The sequence below is a fragment of the Pseudomonas sp. 31-12 genome, assembly GCF_003151075.1.
Classification (GTDB): Bacteria; Pseudomonadota; Gammaproteobacteria; order Pseudomonadales; family Pseudomonadaceae; genus Aquipseudomonas.
Genome location: NZ_CP029482.1, coordinates 4,206,587 through 4,226,444, shown reverse-complemented (window position 1 = coordinate 4,226,444; position 19,858 = coordinate 4,206,587). Strand labels below are relative to the sequence as shown.

Annotated in this window: 21 protein-coding genes and 1 pseudogene; 12 read left to right on the top strand and 10 right to left on the bottom strand. The window is 59.4% G+C overall.

Annotation, left to right across the window (positions count from 1 at the left end; all coding sequences use genetic code 11):
• Nucleotides 1–92: 92 nt before the first annotated feature.
• Together DJ564_RS19960 and DJ564_RS19955 are read right to left on the bottom strand one after the other, a co-directional pair.
• Nucleotides 93–575 (bottom strand): HIT family protein, encoded by a 483-nt coding sequence (locus DJ564_RS19960; RefSeq protein ID WP_109632665.1) that lies wholly within the window; start codon nucleotides 573–575, stop codon nucleotides 93–95.
• A 246-nt stretch (nucleotides 576–821) separates the two neighbouring features.
• Nucleotides 822–1,070 (bottom strand): hypothetical protein, encoded by a 249-nt coding sequence (locus DJ564_RS19955; RefSeq protein ID WP_109632663.1) that lies wholly within the window; start codon nucleotides 1,068–1,070, stop codon nucleotides 822–824.
• A gap of 206 nt (nucleotides 1,071–1,276) precedes the next feature.
• Here DJ564_RS19955 and DJ564_RS19950 point away from each other — a divergent pair, with 206 nt between their 5' ends.
• The 3 genes and pseudogenes from DJ564_RS19950 to DJ564_RS19940 all read left to right on the top strand — a co-directional run bounded on the left by DJ564_RS19950 (nucleotide 1,277) and on the right by DJ564_RS19940 (nucleotide 3,562).
• Nucleotides 1,277–1,618, top strand: coding sequence for a hypothetical protein (locus tag DJ564_RS19950; RefSeq protein WP_109632661.1), 342 nt, complete (start codon nucleotides 1,277–1,279; stop codon nucleotides 1,616–1,618).
• A 248-nt stretch (nucleotides 1,619–1,866) separates the two neighbouring features.
• Nucleotides 1,867–2,865, top strand: coding sequence for an acyltransferase (locus DJ564_RS19945; RefSeq protein ID WP_109632659.1), 999 nt, complete (start codon nucleotides 1,867–1,869; stop codon nucleotides 2,863–2,865).
• A 198-nt stretch (nucleotides 2,866–3,063) separates the two neighbouring features.
• A pseudogene (locus tag DJ564_RS19940) lies at nucleotides 3,064–3,562 on the top strand (hypothetical protein).
• Here DJ564_RS19940 and DJ564_RS19935 read toward each other — a convergent pair.
• Nucleotides 3,556–4,158 (bottom strand): AAA family ATPase, encoded by a 603-nt coding sequence (locus tag DJ564_RS19935; protein WP_256597437.1) that lies wholly within the window; start codon nucleotides 4,156–4,158, stop codon nucleotides 3,556–3,558. The pseudogene DJ564_RS19940 and the gene DJ564_RS19935 sit on opposite strands and share 7 nt — an antisense overlap.
• A 107-nt stretch (nucleotides 4,159–4,265) precedes the next feature.
• On the opposite strand from DJ564_RS19935, the gene DJ564_RS32510 reads away from it, so the two are divergent.
• Entirely contained in the window at nucleotides 4,266–4,598 is a 333-nt protein-coding gene (locus tag DJ564_RS32510; protein WP_371921941.1) for a hypothetical protein, read from the top strand.
• Nucleotides 4,599–5,097: 499 nt separating this feature from the next.
• Nucleotides 5,098–5,556: a metallophosphoesterase family protein gene (locus DJ564_RS19925; RefSeq protein ID WP_109632657.1), complete on the top strand. Its 459-nt coding sequence runs from the start codon at nucleotides 5,098–5,100 to the stop codon at nucleotides 5,554–5,556.
• Between the two features lie 98 nt (nucleotides 5,557–5,654).
• Here the strand turns inward: DJ564_RS19925 and DJ564_RS19920 are convergent, their stop codons facing one another.
• Nucleotides 5,655–6,719 carry an alpha/beta fold hydrolase gene (locus DJ564_RS19920; RefSeq protein WP_109632655.1) on the bottom strand — a complete coding sequence of 355 codons (1,065 nt, stop codon included), beginning with the start codon at nucleotides 6,717–6,719 and terminating at the stop codon, nucleotides 5,655–5,657.
• A gap of 325 nt (nucleotides 6,720–7,044) precedes the next feature.
• On the opposite strand from DJ564_RS19920, the gene DJ564_RS19915 reads away from it, so the two are divergent.
• The gene (locus DJ564_RS19915) at nucleotides 7,045–7,644 is read left to right on the top strand and encodes an HD domain-containing protein (RefSeq protein ID WP_109636125.1); all 600 of its coding nucleotides are present in this window, start codon (nucleotides 7,045–7,047) and stop codon (nucleotides 7,642–7,644) included.
• A gap of 70 nt (nucleotides 7,645–7,714) precedes the next feature.
• On the opposite strand, the gene DJ564_RS19910 is transcribed toward DJ564_RS19915, so the two are convergent.
• The 3 genes from DJ564_RS19910 to ppk2 all read right to left on the bottom strand — a co-directional run bounded on the left by DJ564_RS19910 (nucleotide 7,715) and on the right by ppk2 (nucleotide 9,601).
• Complete coding sequence (locus tag DJ564_RS19910) at nucleotides 7,715–8,083, bottom strand: DoxX-like family protein (protein ID WP_109632654.1); 369 nt, start codon at nucleotides 8,081–8,083, stop codon at nucleotides 7,715–7,717.
• Nucleotides 8,080–8,559, bottom strand: coding sequence for a thiol-disulfide oxidoreductase DCC family protein (locus DJ564_RS19905; protein ID WP_109632652.1), 480 nt, complete (start codon nucleotides 8,557–8,559; stop codon nucleotides 8,080–8,082). The genes DJ564_RS19910 and DJ564_RS19905 overlap by 4 nt, the downstream gene beginning before the upstream one ends.
• A gap of 124 nt (nucleotides 8,560–8,683) precedes the next feature.
• A complete protein-coding gene (gene ppk2 / locus DJ564_RS19900) occupies nucleotides 8,684–9,601 on the bottom strand; it encodes a polyphosphate kinase 2 (RefSeq protein WP_109632650.1) in 918 nt (305 codons plus the stop codon).
• A gap of 189 nt (nucleotides 9,602–9,790) precedes the next feature.
• Between ppk2 and DJ564_RS19895 the strand changes: the two genes are divergently transcribed.
• A complete protein-coding gene (locus DJ564_RS19895) occupies nucleotides 9,791–10,726 on the top strand; it encodes a Ppx/GppA family phosphatase (RefSeq protein WP_109632648.1) in 936 nt (311 codons plus the stop codon).
• Nucleotides 10,727–10,838: 112 nt separating this feature from the next.
• Here the strand turns inward: DJ564_RS19895 and DJ564_RS19890 are convergent, their stop codons facing one another.
• Nucleotides 10,839–11,201 (bottom strand): DUF6124 family protein, encoded by a 363-nt coding sequence (locus tag DJ564_RS19890; protein WP_109632647.1) that lies wholly within the window; start codon nucleotides 11,199–11,201, stop codon nucleotides 10,839–10,841.
• 519 nt (nucleotides 11,202–11,720) lie between these two features.
• Here DJ564_RS19890 and DJ564_RS19885 point away from each other — a divergent pair.
• From DJ564_RS19885 to DJ564_RS19865, 5 genes are all read left to right on the top strand, one after another.
• Nucleotides 11,721–12,125 (top strand): DUF1801 domain-containing protein, encoded by a 405-nt coding sequence (locus DJ564_RS19885; RefSeq protein WP_109632644.1) that lies wholly within the window; start codon nucleotides 11,721–11,723, stop codon nucleotides 12,123–12,125.
• Nucleotides 12,126–13,193: 1,068 nt separating this feature from the next.
• Nucleotides 13,194–14,198, top strand: a complete 1,005-nt coding sequence (locus DJ564_RS19880; protein ID WP_109632643.1) for a PdxA family protein — start codon at nucleotides 13,194–13,196, stop codon at nucleotides 14,196–14,198.
• Nucleotides 14,199–14,239: 41 nt separating this feature from the next.
• Nucleotides 14,240–15,118 carry an alpha/beta fold hydrolase gene (locus DJ564_RS19875; protein ID WP_109632641.1) on the top strand — a complete coding sequence of 293 codons (879 nt, stop codon included), beginning with the start codon at nucleotides 14,240–14,242 and terminating at the stop codon, nucleotides 15,116–15,118.
• Between the two features lie 62 nt (nucleotides 15,119–15,180).
• Nucleotides 15,181–16,461: an MFS transporter gene (locus DJ564_RS19870; RefSeq protein WP_109632639.1), complete on the top strand. Its 1,281-nt coding sequence runs from the start codon at nucleotides 15,181–15,183 to the stop codon at nucleotides 16,459–16,461.
• A gap of 152 nt (nucleotides 16,462–16,613) precedes the next feature.
• Nucleotides 16,614–16,949 (top strand): hypothetical protein, encoded by a 336-nt coding sequence (locus DJ564_RS19865; RefSeq protein WP_109632637.1) that lies wholly within the window; start codon nucleotides 16,614–16,616, stop codon nucleotides 16,947–16,949.
• A 166-nt stretch (nucleotides 16,950–17,115) separates the two neighbouring features.
• Here the strand turns inward: DJ564_RS19865 and DJ564_RS19860 are convergent, their stop codons facing one another.
• Together DJ564_RS19860 and DJ564_RS19855 are read right to left on the bottom strand one after the other, a co-directional pair.
• Complete coding sequence (locus DJ564_RS19860) at nucleotides 17,116–18,801, bottom strand: sensor domain-containing diguanylate cyclase (RefSeq protein ID WP_109636124.1); 1,686 nt, start codon at nucleotides 18,799–18,801, stop codon at nucleotides 17,116–17,118.
• Between the two features lie 138 nt (nucleotides 18,802–18,939).
• On the bottom strand, nucleotides 18,940–19,842 hold the full coding sequence (locus DJ564_RS19855; protein ID WP_109632636.1) for a LysR substrate-binding domain-containing protein: 903 nt from the start codon (nucleotides 19,840–19,842) through the stop codon (nucleotides 18,940–18,942).
• Between the last annotated feature and the right edge of the window lie 16 nt (nucleotides 19,843–19,858).

The window sequence follows — 19,858 nt, the reverse complement described above, 5'->3', positions numbered from 1 at the left end:
AAACGCAATACATTCTGGAATACGTCGTACTCTCATTTGAGAGTATTTATCAAATGCGATGGCGTCCGGCCTTTTTCCGGACAGGGCTGCCCCTAATTGAAGGATTGGCGCAAATCATCAATGAGCTGATTGATTGACGGCCCTTGAGCTTCCGGCGGCTCTAGGCTCTCTCCAAACTCGCGCCAGATGAACAGTGTCAGTTCCGCTCCATCCGTCAGTGACTGGGCGTTTTCGAGGCTGGCGAATGTCTGCAAAAGCCGGTACCTGGCATCTTTCCAGAAAAGATCTTCGACCCAGGCGTACACCGGAATGAAGTGAAAGTGGATGGGATAGCGAGGGTCGTGACCGAATCGACTGATGTAGAGCCACTTCGGCTTCAGCTGCAACTCGAGGGTTTTCTGGATGTTGGCCATCAGTCCGCCCAACTCAGCCAGCGCAGCGTCGGGAAGTTCAGCCAGCGAGTTGACGTGAGTCTTCGCCCCCAGCATCAGATAGCCGGGAAGCGCCGACGACAGGTGGTGATTGAGCAGCCAATGCTCCGTTTCAAGAATGATGAAGTGGGCTGCTACTTCCATGTGCTGATGATCCATGATCAGGGGGCACACAGAGTATCAAGGCATCGGCTGTTGTGAAGGGCACTTCTGTGCCCATGCGCTCTTCGCATCGGATTAATGCCGATTCATCACTGTTCTTTCAAATGACCGGGGCACATTCCTGCCCGCAACCACGACGCCGAGACTGTTTAACCCGCGTGCGCGCACGTGTTGAGGCGGGCTAATCAAGGACCCGTTCCGGCCAGTAAAGCGACTCCCCCGAAGCTGTCATTGGTCAGGCAAAAGCCACGTATCCACCACCCGCCGATCCAGCTCTTCCCACTCCGCCATGCCCAACACCCGCGTGGTGTTCAACCCGCGCAAATAACCGCGCAGCTGATTGGCGGTGGCTCGCGCAAGCTCTGGGTCGGGCGCGATTTCGCCCAGCAGTACGGTTTCGTACTCGATCAGATACTCGGCCACCCGGTCACGGAAATCGGGCAGGACGGCGTCGCGGATCAGGTCAAACGTTCTCAAGGAGCGGCCTCATCAATATTTTTGGTTGTGATTGAGTGTGTACGAGTCTGCACGGCGCGCAACTATTGCGTGAAGTAATAGTGACAATCACGAAACACAGTTTCTGCTTTGTCGGCAATCACCGGAAAATCCCCCCCATCGAACACCGCCGGTGATGCTGTCCCGACGCGTGATGAACCGGACTTTTTATTTTCAGGATGACATCCATGCGCCCGTTATTTGTGCCTGCCATGGCGTTTGCCTCTTTATTGCTCGCCGGCTGCGCTTCTGCACCGAATGACCCGACGCTGACCCTGCAGACCAGTAAGACACCTGCGCAATACGCCGACTGCGTCGTACCGAAATTGCAGGGCAGTGCGTTGAACCCGACCGTCTCGCAGACCCAGCGCAGCTACCGGATTGTGGTGCCGAGCAAAGTCTCCGCAGACAACGTGCTGGAAGCCTACAAGGCCGGCAGTGGCGGCAAGGTGTTCATCTACGAGCGGCACTTGCTGGCTTCGAACTTCCTGCCGTCGAGTTTTGGACGCGCCGCCCAGGATTGCATCTGACCCCGGCCCGTAACGTTTTTCAAGCGCTCCTTTGGTTGGCCGCAACCAACCAATTTTTTGCCCCGCACCGCATTTCGGTTGCGGGGCTTTTTTTGCCCGGGGGAATCTGAATAGTCCCACACGGCAGGGATCGCCGGATCGATTCGCGCAGATGAAGGAAGGTTCCGGCGCCACGAAAAAAGCCTGTTCTCAGGACTGAAAGCATCGTAGCTTACGCGCCATAAATATAAGGATGTCTGGAGAACCGGGTGGGAGCATATCGTCTGTTGTTGGCCGTTCTGGTGGCCGTTTCTCATATGGGCAAGACGTTCGCGGGGCTTAACCCTGGCGTGGTTGCCGTGGTTTCCTTTCTGATCATCAGCGGCTTCGTAATGACCTCGCTCATCGAGCGCAATTACAAGGCGCCGGAGAAAATCGGCCTGTTCTACATGGACCGGGCCTTGCGGCTTTACCCGCAGTTCCTGTTCTACTTCCTGGCATCCTGCACCGTGATTTATTTCCTGCTGCCCGGCACGCCCCAAGCCGCCGAGCTGACCTTCAAGACCATCGCGCAGAGTCTTGCCATGGTGCCCCTCGGTTTCTACATGTTCGGGGTTGCAGGGTCGCTGATCTTGCCGCCGGGCTGGTCGCTGGGGCTTGAAATGTGTTTCTACCTGGTGATCCCTTTCTTGATTATCTACAAGGCGCGGGGCATTGCGTTTACCTTGTCTGTTGCGGTTTTCATGACGGCCTGTCTTGGTTTCATCAACACCGATGTGTACGGCTATCGCCTGTTGCCGGGCGTCTTGTTCATGTTCCTGTGCGGCAGCTACCTGTACAAACCGCGAGCGAAGGGTCTGGCGATCGCTGCCGGCACCGCCGTGGTGGCAGCCTTGATGTTTGCGGCGATCGAAGCGGGGCTGATTGAGCGTCGGCCATTTAACGCGGAAGTGACTGCGGGCATCGCGTTAGGCATCCCGGCGGTGTACGTGCTGACGAAACTCAAGTTTCACCGGGTTGACGAGTTCCTCGGGGACATCAGCTATGGCGTGTTTTTGAATCACTTTGTGGTGATGTACGTCCTGCGCGCTTTCTGGCCCGTTGCCTACGACGCGCCTATCGTTGCCGCCGTTCTGATCCTGTCGTTCGGGTTGAGCTGCGTTTCGTACTACTGCATCGAACGGCCGGCCCTGAAACTCCGCCATGCGCTTCGGGCGGGCGTGAGGTATGGCGTGGGTAAACCGCAAGGCGGCGAAACGGCGGCTTAGTACGTGTGACTTCGTAGAAGCCTTCTCCACCCTTTTGCATGAAGCGATCACGCTAAGGTGCAAGCGCACCATACCCAGGTATGGTAGCTGGCGCGGTGCGTCGCGATGCAGACTCGGTTTCTGGGCGATCCGTCCCTCTCACGTCGAGAGAGCGGTTTTCGCTCGAGATTTCTTGAGCCAGGCAATCGGAGAACGACCATGACGACGCATCTGAACTTCCCCGTCCCAAAGGATGGAGCCCATCAGGAAAGCAGCGGCCTGCAGGAGCCAAACCTAAGCTTGCACAGCACCTCACACCCGGGTGGGTCGGGAGTCGAGGAGCTGGTTTCTTCGCGCTATGCGCTGCGGGTCGGCGAGATCGACGTGCTGGTGATCAGCGATGGCGTGCTGCCTCTGCCGACCTCGACGATGTCCACCAATGTCGACCCGGCCGATCGCGCGGCCTGGTTCAAGGATCAGTACCTGGGGCCGGACGCATTCGATTGGCCGCTGAACGTGCTGGTGCTGCGCAGCAGCGACCAGACCATACTCGTCGACGCTGCCTGAAGAGTCGGTCCGCGTTCGGGTGCGCCTGATGCAAGAAGCAGCGGCCAGCGGTGAGCTGTTTGTTGCCACGCACCTGCCATTCCCCTCCGTTGGCCGAGTGGCCATCGACGGCAACGCTTTTCGCTGGGTCGCGGCTTTCTGGGATTACTGACTGCTTGTTTGGTCCGGACCTCCGTTCAGATCAAGGCAGCCCGTTCGCTCGGGGTGTTCAGGCTGGACGGAGGTTCCAGACATTGCGGGCAAGTCATCGAGAAACGCAGCAATCTGCCGGTTACCGCGCAAGTGCACCGTAGGAATTTGCGGGCCTATGGCCAGGCGCACCGCCTCGATACCTGGGCGGTAGCCACGATCGTAATTCCACACGAAGTTCAGAAACGTCAGAAACGCCCGATCGAGCTTCTCTCTACAACCTGCCGGAAGGTCTGCGCGAGGACGGTTCATGACGCTGCGTATGATTACCCTGGCGAGACAGGTGAGCCGCGATGTATCGAGCCAGATGATCAGGTCGGTACGGGGCAGGCGAAGGTCGAAGGTTCGCCGCGCATAGTTGCCCTCACACACCCAGGCATCCGGTGCGATCGCTTCGCGGACCCGCGCGCGGAATTGCTCAGCATCGGGTTCGACCCAGTCGGGTTCCCAGAACAATGTGTCGAGATGCACCACGGGCAGGCCCATGCGTTCGCCGAGGGCGCGGGCGAGGGTGGATTTGCCGCTGCCGGCATTGCCCAGAATTACAATCCGTTGCATGAGGACGTCCTGTCGCGAAAAAAGCCGGCGATTGTGCAGGTTTTGGAGGGCCAGTTAAAGGCTGATGGCGCGCGCGACCGTGCCAGGGTGACGTCCCGAATGAATTGATGGCCGCCTACTACGGGCAGCGAGCCAGTGCCGGCCTGATCGTCGCCGAGGCAACGGACATTGCGCCGTCCAGCAACGGCTACGCCGTGACCCCCGGCATCTACACGCCAGCCCAGCAGCAAGGCTGGCGTCTGGTAACCGATGAGGTCCACCGCAATGGCGGCACGATATTTCTGCAACTGTGGCACGTCGGCAGGATGGCCCATCCATCGCTCATGCCGAACAGCGAGGCGCCATGGGGTGTGACCGAGGAAGGGCGGACTCGCAGGTGTTTGCCCACGGCCCGGATGGCAAGTTGGCCCATATCCCGGCAGGCAAGCCCCGGCGCATGAGGCCGGAGGAGGTGATGGCTTTGGTCGAGACTTTCACCCGAGGCTGCATCGTCTTGGCGTCGCCTATCTGCACCTGGTCTACGAGCTGATGCCTGAGGAGAACATGGAGGTGGCCGAGTTCCAATCGCAGCACCTCGACCACGCGCTGCTGGCCAAGGTTCGGGCAGTGTTTCCAGGCGCGATCAGCAGGCCCTATCTCGCAAACCCGGATCTGGTTGAGCGTTTCAAGCACGGCTGGCCGTTGGCCGAAGCGGACCGATCAAGTTATTACACTCGATGCGTTGAGGTGGGGTATACGGATTTCCCTGCCCATTCCCTCGGTAGTCGTTCACGCCGGGCAGGCTGATAGCGGCGGTGAGCAGGGCAGGCGTTAGGTGGTTCTGCCAACGTCTGCGGATCGCCGCCGTTGCCGGTGCCTCGGGTCACGTAAGGGGCGGAGAAACCTGCCCGTACCGGGTTACACTCTGTTCCGATTCCTGATCCTGCTGCGGAGCCGAACATGAAAGTTGGCGTGATTTCCGATACCCATGGCTTGCTCCGCCCTGAAGCCCTTGCTGCCCTGGCGGGTTGTGAACGGATTATTCACGCGGGCGACATCGGCAACGTCGACATTCTTGATCAACTAAAAGCAATCGCCCCGCTGCATGTCGTTCGCGGAAACAATGACCTCGACGCCCCGTGGGCAGAAAATATCCCCGACCTTCTTCGTTTCGATCTCAACGGATGGGAGGCGCTGCTGGTGCATGACATCGCCGATGTCCCCGCCGTGCTCGACTCAGCCATCAAACTCGTGATCACCGGCCATTCGCACAAGCCACACATAGAGTGGCGCGGTGACCAGCTCTACCTCAATCCGGGCAGCGCGGGGCGACGGCGCTTCAAGTTGCCGGTGACGCTGGCGCTGCTGGAGGTGCTCGAAACCTCCATAGAGCCGCGCCTGATCTCGCTGCTGGAATGATCTAAAAGTGAGAGAGCCACCAGCGAATGCTTGCGCAAAAAAAACGGCCCGTTCAATAAAACGGGCCGTCGTTGTTAAGGTGCTAGTTCAGATCGGCCTCACAGGTGATCCGCATCAATCACCGCCTTGGCGAACGCCTGCGGATCTTCCTGCGGCAGGTTGTGACCGATGCCGCCGCTGATCAGCCGGAACTCGTATTTACCAGTGAAGCGTTTGGCGTAATCCTCGGGGGCCGGGTGCGGTGCACCGTTGGCATCGCCTTCCATGGTAATGGTCGGCACGCTGATGGAGGGCGCGGTGGCCAGTTTCTGTTCGAGTGCCTCGTATTGAGGTTCGCCCTGGACCATGCCCAGACGCCAGCGGTAGTTGAACACGGTGATCTCGACATGATCGGGGTTGTCCAGCGCCTTGGCGCTGCGGTCGAACGTGGCGTCGTCGAACGCCCATTTTGGTGAGGCCAGTTGCCAGATCAGCTTGGCGAAGTCGTGGGTGTTTTTCTCGTACCCGGCGCGACCGCGGTCGGTGGCGAAGTAAAACTGATACCACCACTGCAATTCAGCCTTGGGTGGCAGCGGGTTTTTACCGGCCGCCTGATTGCCGATCAAATAGCCGCTGACTGAAACCAACGCCTTGACCCGTTCTGGCCACAGCGCCGAAACGATGCCGGCGGAACGCGCGCCCCAGTCGTAACCACCGAGCACCGCTTGCTTGATCTTCAGCGCATCCATGAAATCAATGACGTCACTGGCCAGCGCAGCCGGTTGGCCATTGCGAAGGGTTTTATCGGAGAGGAAATGTGTATCGCCATAACCGCGGGCATACGGCATCAAGACGCGATAACCCTTTGCCGCCAGCAGCGGCGCGACTTCGTCATAGCTGTGAATGTCGTACGGCCAGCCGTGCAGGAGAATCACCACCGGCCCGTCGGCCGGACCGGTTTCGGCGTAGGCCACGTTCAGCAGGCCGGCCTTGACGTGCTTCAGCGGGCCGAACGGGGAGGGTGTTGAATAAGTGGCCTCGGCCTTGGTTGCAGCCGGCTGTGCGGCGGCAGGCGTTTGCGCGTGGGCCACGCCGAGCGCGCCGAACAGGGCGAACGCCAGGATCGACGAGCTGACCAAGCGGCGGCGGGTGTGGCCGATGTTGTTTTGCATTGCCATCTTCATGGTGATGTCTCCGTTGCAACCCGTTGGCCAGGGGATCTGGCTGAGCCCCTTGAAACCTTGAATGCATTTCAACGCGGTGACGTATCTGGCCTGTGTCGAATCCCGGGCCGGGTGAAAACAGATGTATCAAGAGGATAGCCAGACACACTGTGATACACAGCGGCGCAGCAAAAAAACTGTGATTGGCGCATTGGAAATTCGCGACATTGGCGCTGGGTTGCAACCCGAGCGGCGCGTACCCTTTTCAAGATCACCGGGCCGATCTGACAGAGGTTAAACCGTGGCGACGAACGACATTCTCAGCGTAAAAGTCCCCGACAGCAAAATGGCCCGCGAGGTGACGCAGCTCATTCGCGACACCGAAAGCGAGTTGCTGTTTTCCCACTCCACGCGCGTCTACTTCTGGGGCGCTTTGCTCGGGGAACGCAAAGGCCTGGCCTTCGATCCGGAGTTACTCTACGTCGCGGCCATGTTCCACGACCTCGGCCTGACCGAGATCTATCACCAGAGCCAGCTTCGCTTCGAGGTGGACAGTGCGAATGCCGCGCGCGACTTTTTGCGCGGTCATCACATCGCCGAAGCGGACATCGAGAAAGTCTGGAACGCCGTCGCGCTCCATACGACGCCGGGCATTCCAGAGCACATGCATTCAGAAATCGCCCTGGTTCAGGCTGGCGCGGGGATGGACGTGGCGGGGCGTGGTTTTGAACTGTTCACAGACGCGCAACGCGAAGCGGTGATCGCCGCCTATCCTCGTGATACCGATTTTGCCCATCAGATGATCGACGCGTTTTATCACGGTCTGCAGCATCGGCCCCACAGCACGTTCGGGACCTTTAACGATGATTTCCTTGCCTGCAAGGATCCGGGTTTCCAGCGAGTGAATCTTTGCAGCGTCATCTTGAGTTCGCGTTGGGAGCGGTGAGTTTTCCACTCAGCGCCGAAGATTCTTTGGTCGGGAGATGGCCCGCGCGCGGATCGGTTCACACAACGGCTCAACCCCTGCTATTCCAGGTCACCGCACACAGCGCCAGTCCGGCCACATTGAGGGTGACGGGATTGAAGGCATCCCTGAGCAGGGAAGGATTGAAAATCGCCACATCCAGCAGCAAGCCAGCCAACGCCGTCGAGGCAACGATCAGCGGCCAGGCAATGCGTGATGCGAGCAATAACCATAGGGCCAGGGCAATTTCCGCAACCCCGGCGGCATAGGCAAATAACGCCACCTGATCGATGCCATGGGCTTGAATCATGGTCCGCTCGCCGGGGCTCAGCCACAGCAACTTGGGCACCAGACCGTGATAGGCAAACATGAACGCCAGGCTTCCCCGGGCGATCCAGTGGGTGCGTTTCAAGGGGCTCACGTGGGCGTTTTCAAGAATCGACGTTCATGGTCGGGGTTGGGCAATAGGCACGTGTCGTACTTCCCAAAGAGCCGGTATCGATTCAGCGCAATGCGATCGTAGGCCCAGTCGCGCAGCCTGCGTGGGCAGGCGCGCAACAGTCCTAACGGGCGCCAGGCGCGCAACAGTCCTAACGGGCGCCAGGCGCGGGGCAACCGGGCAATGACTTCGAAGACGGCATCCGAACGCACCCAATAGTGCCGGTCGCGGATCACCGCCATGGTATCGAATTGATCCAGGGGCAAACCTGCCCACGCCAGCAGCGCCTGCCCCTCGGGCGATTGCACTGCGGCCAGCCGCACGCGTCGGTCGTGGTCGTGGCGGATCAGGAACCTTGCCCAGCCGTTGCACAACTTGCACACGCCGTCGAACAAGACCACGGTCTCGCCTGGCTGGAGCAAGGGCGCGGGGGAGGGGCGAATGGTGGACGCTGGCATAGAGAAGGTCCATGGGAGGTATCCCGGATCATACCCGCGTGCCAGGGCGAAAGTCTTTACGCAAGCGGCAGCCTCTATAGAGACTGTCGCTGCACGATGGGTCTGCAGTGCAGCCTGACCGGTTTCAATAAACCTGAGGCACGATGATTTCCGGTGGCGTCGGATTGCGCGAATAGTCTTCTTGACGTTCGCGTTCCGGCAACTGGATCACCGCCTGTTCCACCTCTTCATAAGGCATCTGCTTGAGCAGGTGATTGATGCAGTTGAGCCGGGCCTTTTTCTTGTCGTCGGCCTGCACCACCCACCACGGCGCTTCGGCGATGTGGGTGCGTTCGAGCATGATTTCCTTGGCCTTGGTGTAGGCTTCCCAGCGCCGACGGGACTCGAGGTCCATGGGGCTGAGTTTCCATTGTTTGAGCGGGTCGTGAATACGGCTGAGAAAGCGCAGGTGCTGTTCCTGATCGGAGATGGAGAACCAGTATTTGATCAACTGAATGCCGGAGCGGGCGAGCATCCGTTCGAACTCCGGCACGGTGCGGAAGAACTCTTCATATTGATCGGCATTGCAAAACCCCATGACCTGCTCGACACCCGCGCGGTTGTACCAGCTGCGGTCGAACAGGACGATTTCACCCGCGGCCGGCAGGTGTGAAACGTAGCGCTGGAAATACCATTGCGTGCGCTCGCGATCATTGGGCGCGGGCAGGGCGGCGACCCGGCAGACCCGGGGATTGAGCCGCTGGGTGATGCGCTTGATCACCCCACCTTTCCCCGCCGCGTCGCGTCCTTCGAACAGGATCACCACTTTGTGCCCGGTCTTGACCACCCAACTCTGCAGCTTCACCAGTTCGCCTTGCAGGCGAAACAGTTCACTGAAGTAGCGGCGTCTTTCTTCCTTTTCGCTGTTGTCGCCGACGTGTTCTTCGAACAGCGAATTGAGGTCGTGCCCGTCCTCGAGTAATTCCAGTTCCAGCTCTTCGTCACTGTGATCGAGCAGCTCGCGATGGATGCGTTGCACCAGGGTGTCATTGGTTAAAAGCATGGCGAGGACTCCGGACGATGGTGGAAGTGGTCATGCTAGGCCGGGGGATATGACGAAGAAGTGACGATGAAGGGGCGGGGTCAATAAAGCGCGCTGTCATCTTCGTGTCACCCAAGGCATGGCAGGATCATCACAAACCATCTTGAATACCCCGCCCAAGGGCTGATGAATTTGCCAGGAATCGCCACCATGAAAGGAGATGCCCCTCTGTTTGCGGCCATTGACCTGGGCTCCAATGCGTTTCGCCTGATGATTGGCCAGTCGGTCAGACGCAACCAGCAGATCGTGATCCATGAAGTCAAAACCCTGCGCGAGCCCGTCCGTTTGTCAGAAGGCTTCCAGGGCGGCGCGCTGGATGAGCTGGCGTTGGATCGGGGATGGCAGGCGCTCGCGCGATTTGGCAAAAAACTGCGCGGCTTTGAGGCCGGACGCGTGCGAGCCGTCGCGACCAGCGCGGTGCGCGAAGCCGACAATGCCCAACTGTTTTTGACCAGTGCCGAGCGCCACCTGGGTTTCCGGATCGACGTGATCTCCGGGCATGAAGAAGCGCGGCTGGTGTACGCCGGGGTTGCCCACACGATACCGAGTGCCGCGAGTATGCGACTTGTCGTGGACATTGGCGGTGGCTCCACCGAGTTGATTCTGGGGCAGGGCACTCAGCCGCTGTTGACCGAAAGCATTGCCATTGGCAGCGGCACCTTTGGCGCGCGGTACTTTCAGGGAGGGTGCATCACGGCCCAAGCCCTGCTGGAAGCCGAGCGTGTCGCCACTGTGCAGTTTGAAAAAGTCGCACGTCGTTACCGGGCGCTGGGTTGGCAGCAGTCCATCGGTTCTTCAGGCACCGCGCGGATGCTCGCCAAAGTCCTCAAGGCCAACGGCTTGAATGACGAAGGCCAAGGCGGAATCACTTACGGCGGCCTGCTGCGCTTGTCGTTACGCCTGCTTGAAGCGGGGCATGTCAATCAGCTCGGGTTGGCGGGCTTGCAACCCCATCGCCTGAGCAGTTTGCCGGGTGGGCTGGTGGTCATGCTGGCTGCGTTCAAGGTCTTTGGTATCTCCCAGATGACACCGTCCGAGGCGGGTTTGAGGCTCGGGGTGCTTCATGGATTGATGGCCAGGCACTGACTGCTTGGGGCAAAGGTTTCGACATCGTTGATCCCTCGGAGCTGTGAGCGACCCCGAAAGGGACCGCTGCACAGCTCACCGTCAGTTACGCATTCACCACAGCGAGTGGCACTTACTTGGGTAGATCAATTTTATCCAGCACCCGGTTTGCGGTGATCTCCGCCATCATGATGCTGTTGGAAATGCCCAGCAGGGCGTAGCGCGACTCGCCCTCCAGGTGATCCACCAACTGGTGCACCATCACGTCGACCGAGGCCAGGGTCTCGACCAGGTAGACACTCAGTGTTTCGGCCGTGGCCTCGGGGTCTACGGAAAACAGGGTGCTGCGCGTTCTCGGGGTGGCTTTGATGTCGGCGTTTGACGGGAAGTGAAAGTCGAGAGCGCGTTCGGCGGCCTCGTTGAGTTTTTTGGAATCGGTGGATTCGTAGGGGGAAACGTCGTCCGTTTCGGGTGGATTTGGCGTAGGTTTGAACATGGATGAAACCTCTTACGTCGTTTAAATGAAGGCCATCACTCTCGCTACCAAACGAGGGGTGGCGGCCATGCTCAGGTTGGTAGACCGGGACGTAAGAAACCGGCGCGCTCGAAAGCGCCCTGTGCATGACCACCATAAAGCAGAGTCGAACAAACGCTGCGAATCATGATGCTTAGCACCTTACGTATACCCCGGGGCTACCAAACCCCCATCGCTGTTTTTCAGCGACGGGGAAACGATAAGTCCCAAGTCCAAGGCGCACAAGCCGGCGGATTCTGGCGCAGTCGTAGGTAACGGCGCAAGGATGTGTAGCCTGAGAGAGTGTCTGGAGATGTCGATTAAACACCGATGTTTAATTGGACTTCGCCTTCAGGATCGGACGGAAAATAGAGACGTCCCCTTTTCTTCTGCATGGCGGTGATTGCCTGGACGCAAACCGTCAGTCAGCGACACTGGACGGCGGGCAAACGGCAACTATCTTGAAGCGGGCGAAAACCATCCTGAAGGAGCGGCAACTCGATGAAGAAGGAAGCGATCGGCGCAAAGGACGGAGAGATTGAAGAGGCCTCTTCGCTGATAGACGCGAGAATCAAGGAGTTGAGCGATTGGCGGGGCGAAACGCTAGCCAAGGTCCGGGCACTCATCCGGCAGGCCGACCCTGACGTGGTCGAAGAATGGAAGTGGCGGGTTCCGGTGTGGTCGCACGCGGGCATCATCTGCACCGGGGAGACGTACAAGAACGCCGTGAAGATGACCTTCGCCAAGGGGGCTTCGCTGGAGGATCCTTCAAGGTTGTTCAATGCCAGTCTTGAAGGTAATACCCGACGTGCGATTGATGTGCATGAAGGCGATGAGATTGATGAAGAGGCGTTGAAGGTGCTGATTAACGCCGCCGTCACCTTCAACACTTCGCGAACGACCTAGCGTGCCAAAACGGTGAAATGAGAGCAAAGGAGGTGGGGTTATTCATCGTGATCCCACTGCGCGCGATATGGCGGGTCGAATCGCAGCCAGCATGGCCAAGGTCCAAAAACGACAGGCGAAAAAAAACCGCCTTTGCGGGGCGGTTCTTTTGTAAGCCCCAGTTTGCGGCTGAGGCTTGGTGCATCTCACGGACAACACTAGCGTGGGGGCATGGTATTAAGCTTTGCTTATCCTTGCAACGTTATTTTGCATTGATTGATTTACGTCATATGCAGGCATCACTAGAGAATTTCGGTGTTCTAAGCGATAGAAATAACCTGACAGAAATAACGTTTTACAAAAACACGTCATCACTTTGCCTTGGAACGTCAAAGACCAGCCGCTGCGCTGAAGATTCTAGGTTAATATGCCGGCGCTCACATGCTAATGCGGCTGTGAGGTTTGGCCAGTTACATAACGGTTTCACGCCCTCTGACACGGTTTTGCACCCGTGCCGGAATGATGGTTCGGGGGGAACTCAACCGGCCGCCTCACGGACAACATTAGCGTGTATATCCGAAGGCACGCGTGATCCGGTAAGTGCGCTGGAGGTTTGGCCCCCAACCTGGAGGCCAAAACGTATGAAGCTATTGCTGCGTACGCTGAGCCTCGTATGGAGATTGTTTAAAGCGTTTCGCTTTTACGAGTTCCTGCGAGACCACTTTGACGACCTGAAGTAACGGCCGTTGATGTGGGGAAAAGCCCGTTTCAGTTTCGGCTGAAACGGGCTTTTTTTTGTCTCTGTAAAGCTGTCAAAAGTAGGATATTTCTCGTTTTGGTGTCAGGCGCTTGTGGGACACTTCCTCGGCATCCGTAGGTGCTATCCGAAGATCTTGCTTCGCCACCTCCGGCCACCCCCCGCTCAAACCACAATCTGTGAACCCCCACCCCACGTTTCGCACCTTGAAGCCCCAGCCCGTCGGCCTAGGATGGGCCTCAGTGGTTGCACCGGACTGTTGGCCTGCGTTCCGCCATCGGCGCTGCCCATAACAATAAAAGACACACCTTGCCTGGACTGGAGAAAAACTGATGAAACCCCTGATTGGACTTATGCTGGGCGATGTCACCGGCATTGGCCCCGAGTTGGTCGTCAAGCTGTTGTCGACGCCTGAGGCACGTGAGCGGGCGGATGTGGTGATCATTGGTGACGAGCGTGTGCTCGAGCTCGGCATGCGTGACGCCGGTCAGCGCATTCCCTACCAGAAGATTGTGCACCTGCGCGAGGCCGACCATTCCCAGGCGGCCGTGCCCTTGATCGATTTACACAACGTGGATCCTGCGCTGTATGAGCGAGGCCTGGTCAACGCGGAGTCGGGTCGTCTGACCGGCGAAACCCTGAAGATCATGACCGACATGGCCCTGGCCGGAGAGCTCGATGGCATCTGCTTCGCGCCGCTCAACAAGGCCGGGCTGCATCGCGGTGGGTGGAAGTACCACGACGAACACCAGATGTTTGCGGCCTGGACCGAACATGTCGGTTACTTCGGCGAAGTGAACATCATCCCGCAGTTCTCGACCTTTCGCGTGACCTCCCATGTGGCGCTGCGCAAAGCTGTCGACATGGTGCAACCGGACCGCATCGAAGGGGCGTTGCAACTGGCCCACGACACGTTGCGTGCACTGGGCAACAACGCACCGCGCATCGGCGTCGCGGCACTCAATCCCCATGGCGGCGAGAACGGTCTGTTCGGCGACGAAGAGATCACGATCATCCGCCCGACGCTCGAAGCCCTGCGCCTCAAAGGCCTGGCCTGCGAAGGGCCGTTCCCGTCGGACACGGTGTTTATCAAGGCGCGCAACGGCGATTTCGATGCGGTGGTGATCATGTATCACGACCAGGGCCAGATCGCGACCAAGCTGCTGGGCTTCTCATCCGGCGTGACCCTGACCGGTGGCCTGAAGACCGTTTACGCAACCCCGGCACACGGCGTGGCGTACGACATCGTCGGCAAAGGCATCGCTGACGTTGGCGCCATGGCGGCTGCATTCCGTGTCGCCGCCGACAACGCTGCCGCGCGCAAAGCCAAACGCTAAACACCTGCCAAGTGATCGAGAAAAGAATCGAGGCTGACACCATGTTCGAGAATTTCACCAAGACCGTCACCAAAACCAGCGGTGCCGAGATTGTCACTGTCGTCGGTGGCGAAGGTCCGCCGTTGCTGTTGATGCACGGCAACCCGTTCAATCACCTGTCCTGGCACAAGATTGCTCCGCGCCTGGCCAAGGATTTCACCGTGGTCTGCACCGACTTACGCGGTTACGGCGACAGCTCTAAACCGCAGGGCGGTGGCGATCACTCGGATTATTCCTTCCGCGCCATGGCCCAGGATCAGGTTGAAGTGATGCAGTCGTTGGGTTTCGAGCAGTTTTATGCCGCCGGTCACGACCGGGGCGCGCGGGTGCTGCATCGCATGTGCCTGGACCACGGTGACAAGGTGCTCAAGGCCGGTTTCGTCGACATGCTGCCGCAGCATTATTTGCTGAACAACGTCACGCGCCAGTGGGGCAAATTTTCCTGGCACTGGTTCTTCATGACCCAGGACGCCCCGACGCCAGAGCGAATGATGGACGCCGATCCGGAGTTCTTCATCCGCCGCAAGCTGTCGAAGACTGACCAAGGCACCAGTTTCTTCGGGCCCGAAGCGCTGGCCGACTACATCCGCTGCATCAAGAACCCTGCCACCACCCACGCCATGTGCGAAGACTACCGCGCGACCTTCGGCATCGACCTGGACATGGACACCGCCGACTTCGAGGCGGGCCGCCGGATTGACAACCCGGCGCTGATTCTCTGGGGCGAAAAGGGCGGCGTTGGCCGCAACCATAACGCCGCAGAAATCTGGAGCCGCTACGCCACCAATATCGTGCAAACCGCCACTGTGCCCTCGGGCCATTACCTGCAGGAAGAATGCCCGGACGAGACCTACGAGGTGTTGCACGGCTTCTTCAAGTAACGCAATGACAGGCGGTCCGGGATGACCGCCTGCCCACTAGAACTATAAAAAAAGGTGGAAAAATGATTCCGACTACGCTTGCGCAAAAACGCAGGGCAACGCTGACGTTCGTGTTGCTGTGCATCATGGCTTTCATCATGTACGTGGACCGCACCAACCTGGCCGTCGCCGCCCCGACGATCAGCAAGGAGCTGGGTTTCAGCAACACCAACCTGGGCATGATGTTTTCCGCCTTCGCCATCGCTTACAGCTGTTTCATGATTCCCGGCGGCTGGTTCAGTGACCGTATCGGCTCACGCAAGGCGATGTTGCTGTACGGCATTATCTGGTCGGCGGCGACCATTGCCACGGGGCTGGTCAGTGGTCTGGTGGTGCTGGTGATTGCACGCTTCGTGGTCGGGATCGGCGAAGCGCCGATCTACCCGACAGCCGCGCGCATGATCGCCCGCGCCATTCCCATCACCCAACGCGGCACGGCCCAAGGCATGATGCATGCGTCCGGACGCCTGGCCAATGCACTGGCGCCTTTGATCGTGACGTTCATGATCATTCAGTTTTCGTGGCGACTGACCTTCGTCATTCTCGGCGTGGTGACGCTGATCTACATGTTCGTCATGTATTTCAGCCTGAGCGAATCGAAGAAACTGCTCGAAACCGCCGCCGTGCCGCTACCACCCGTGGCGGCCAAACCGGTGAATTGGCCGCAGATGCTGCGCAAAGTGTGGCCGGCCGCGGCCACCTGTTTCTGTCACGGTTGGGTGCTGTGGTTCTTCCTGAACTGGATTCCATCGTTCTTCACCCAGCGCTACGGCATGGACCTGACCCACACCGCGTTGTTTTCGACCTTTGTGCTGCTGGGCGGCACCGTCGGCACCGCAGTCGGCGGCATGCTCTCGGACTGGCGCTTCAAGGTCACCGGCAACCGTCTGCGCTCGCGTCGCGACTTGATCATCTTCGGCTTCCTGGCCTCGATCATTGGCCTGATTCCGCTGTTGTTCACCCACGACCTGATGATCTGCGCCTGCGGCCTGAGCTTCTCGTTCTTTTGCTCGGAATTGGCGGACTCGCCGCTCTGGGTCATCGGCACCGAGGTATCCCACGAACATTCCGCAACTTCCAGCGCGTGCACGTTCACCGGCATGGCCCTGGCCGGTGCCGTGTCGCCGGTAGTGATCGGTTGGTTGCTGGACATCACGGGGAACAACTGGGCGGTGGCGTTCGGTGCTTCCATCGCCGTGGTGCTGATGGGGCCGGTGTTGGCGATGTTTATCACGCTGGATGACGAACCTGCACCCGAGCCCGTTTCATCTTCGCATCCACAAGCTGCGGTGACTCAGGGCTGAGCCGAAACGGTTTGATCCTCCCTGACCGATAGCCGCCGTCTCCCATGTGGCGGCTATCGTCTGTTTTAGCTGATACCAATTGGCCATCTAATCCATTAGAGTGTGCGCCGCCCGAGAGATGGATCCCGGGCAACATCTCATGGAGTTTTTCAGTGAAGTACCTCAGTAAAGTTGCCGCGGTAGCCTTGTTCGGTCTGGTTCTGGCGGGTTGCACCGGCACACCGATGAACACCCAGCATTATGAAAGCAGCCAATACACCGTCCTGGGTCACAGTGAAGCGAGCGCCACTGGCCTGTTGCTGTTCGGCGTGATCCCGATCCAGCAGAACAACCGTTTTGTTCGCGCTCAGAACGCGGCGATCAAAGCCAAGGGCGGCGACGCAATGATCAACACCCAAGTGCAGGAAAACTGGTTCTGGGCCTGGGTCCTGACCGGTTACACCACCAAAATCTCCGGTGATGTGGTCAAGCTGAAAAACGTTCAGTAAGCCCAATACCCGATCTTGATTGCGGATGCGCAATTGTGGCGAGGGGATTTATCCCCGTTGGAGTGCGAAGCGCTCCCAACATCTTCGACAGTGCCGAGATCTTGGGGCTGCTTCGCAACCCAACGGGGGTTAAACCCCCTCGCCACAGGGTGAGCGAGTTGCTTGGTCAGTGGCGTTCCGTCACGCGGGACTGCGCAGCCACCCGGTTCCTTCCCGACCACTTCGCCTGATAGAGCTGCTGATCAGCACGTTTGATCAGTGAGGTGGTATTGCTGTCCGATGACTCGGCCAGCCCGATGCCGATACTCACCGTGACGTGCCCGACCGTGGCAAAGCTAGCCGCGGCAATCGCGGCGCGGATCTTCTCGGCAACGACCTCGGGGCTCTCCGGCTCCTCGATTTCCGGCAACAGCACCGCAAACTCCTCACCGCCGTAACGGGCCACGAAATCAGTGGCGCGGGTGTTGTCCTGAATCAGCCGGGCGAGCTGGTGCAGCACCTCATCGCCAATCGCATGGCCGTGGGTGTCGTTGATTTGCTTGAAGTGGTCGGCGTCGATGAACAGCAACGCAAACGGCCGTCCAGTGCGTTGGAACAGCAGGTTGCACTCGTCCAGTTTTTCGTCAAATCGCCGCCGGTTGTACACGCCGGTCAGCGCATCGTGGGTGGCCAGTTTCAACAGATCGGCATTGGCCCGGGTGAGGGCGGCGGTGCGTTGCGCGACGGTGGCTTCCAGCGACGCATTGGCTTCCTGCAACTCGCGTTCCTTGCCGAGCAAGGACTGCGTCATGCCCTGGAGCGATTGACCCAACTGGGCAATTTCCCGCACCGGATGGTCTTGGGGGAACGTTGCACCTGGCTGTTGGTTCTGTACCCGTTTGGCCGATTTGGCCAACAATTCGATCGGGCGACTGAGGTACAGCGCCAGGTAATAAGCGACCAAGGCGAACACGATCGCGGCAATCACGCCCAACAGCAGCAACTTATAGAACAGGATGCGTGCGGGCTGAAGCGCGATATCCAGCGGTTGCCGGACCGCGATGTACCAGGCAAGGTCCGTACTCGAAGGCGTCGGCACCGCGACAACGCTGGTCAGGTAACCATTGCCTACTGACCAGCCAGCGGTGTCGGAATGGTTTTCCCGGGCCTGCGGCATGTTCGGCACGTGTTGCCCCATGAGCGCTTCCGGATAGAGCACTTTGCCGTCGTGGTCGACGATCAGCGCCTCCACTTCAGGCGTCATGTCTTTGCGCAGCACGGCCGAGTCGACAATTCGCGTCGCCCAGCTCCAATGGGCATGCGCGCCCAGCACACCGATCACCTGGCCATTGGCATTGCGGATCGGTGCGGCGAAATCGATGAAGCGCAACGGCTCGCCAGTGGCAGTTCCCGGCAGCAGTTTGGCCAGCAACACCGCTTCGTGCGGATCACCGGTGTAAGCACCGCGCATCCCGGCCTGGAACCACGGACGCTCCTTGACCGATTGATTCACCAGAAGGCCATTCACGGCTTGCCGCACACGCCCGTCGGCGTCTGCCACGCCCATCCAGGCGTACTCGGCGCGGGACTGCGAACGCAGCTCCATCGACGACAAGATGTCCGGATCGTTGAGGTCGCCATTTTTGAACAGCGGGGCTCGACTGAGCAAAGACACTTCGAGCTGACGTTCATGCAGTTGCGCGCCCAACAACTCGGCCGCAGACCTTGCCGTGCTCAACAACGCATTGCCGCTCGCCTGCTTCATCTGCTCGGTGGCGATGTGGCCGACATAAAAACCCACGCTGACCAGCGTGAGCAGCGACAAGCCGGCAAACCAGAGTGTCAGGTGACTACGCAGACTGGCTTTGATCATGGGGGCCTGACTGAAGTTTTTTTTGGAATCGCGGCATGGTATGCGCAATGGAGGGGTCGCTGCCAGTGGCGGCGCTTTCATGGCTCGGGAGGATCGAGGGTAGGGAAGTGTGTTGAGCGACCTTTCTTCCGGAGTGTTTCAAACACCCCATCCTTCCCGCACAGCCCGTCGAATCGCCTCCAGCAACATCGCAAACGCCGGGTTGTCGTTGTTCTCGCGCCAGATCAAATGCAACTCGCTCTGCACCCCTTCGCCCAGATCGATGTCGCGAAACACCACGTTTTTGAACACCACGCTGGTGGCGCAGCGAGGCACCAGGGCCAGGCCCATGCCGGCGTTGACCAAGGCCAGGATGGTCAGCGACGAGCCGAGCCATTGCACGTATTCCGGCGCCACGCGGGCAGAACGGAGCATACCGGTCAGCAGTTCGTTGAACGGCGGGTAGGCGGCGTGGGAGTACATTAGGAACGGTTGCGCATCAAGGTCGTTGACCGACACGGTTTGTGTGCTGGCGAGCCGATGGTGACTGGGCACGGCCAGCACAAAGGGTTCACGCACCAGGCACTCGGTGGCGTAGCCCGGCTCCAGCAGCGGCGCGCGGACGATGCCCAAGTCGATACGCCGCGCACGCAACGCTTCGTGTTGCTGGTAGGTGTTCATCTCCGACAGATCGATTTTCACATGGGGCTGTTTGAGTCGCGCCTCGGCGATGACCTTGGGCAGAAACTCGTACACCGCGCTGCCAACGAAACTGATGTTGACCGAGCCGATGTCCCCTTCGGCAAAGCGCCGCGCCGTCACCGCGGCTTGCTGGGCACGCTCGAGCAGGTTCTGCGCCTCGATGAAAAACGCCCGGCCGGCGGCGGTCAGCGCAACGCTGCGAGTGGTGCGGGTAAACAGCTCGACACCCAGATGATGCTCCAGCAGTTGAATCTGCCGACTGAGGGGGGGCTGGGTCATGTTCAGCCGTTCGGCGGCGCGACGGAAGTTGAGTTCGGTCGCCACCGTGGTGAAGCAGCGCAATTGAGTCAGTTCGAACATTGATCTAATCCAGGTA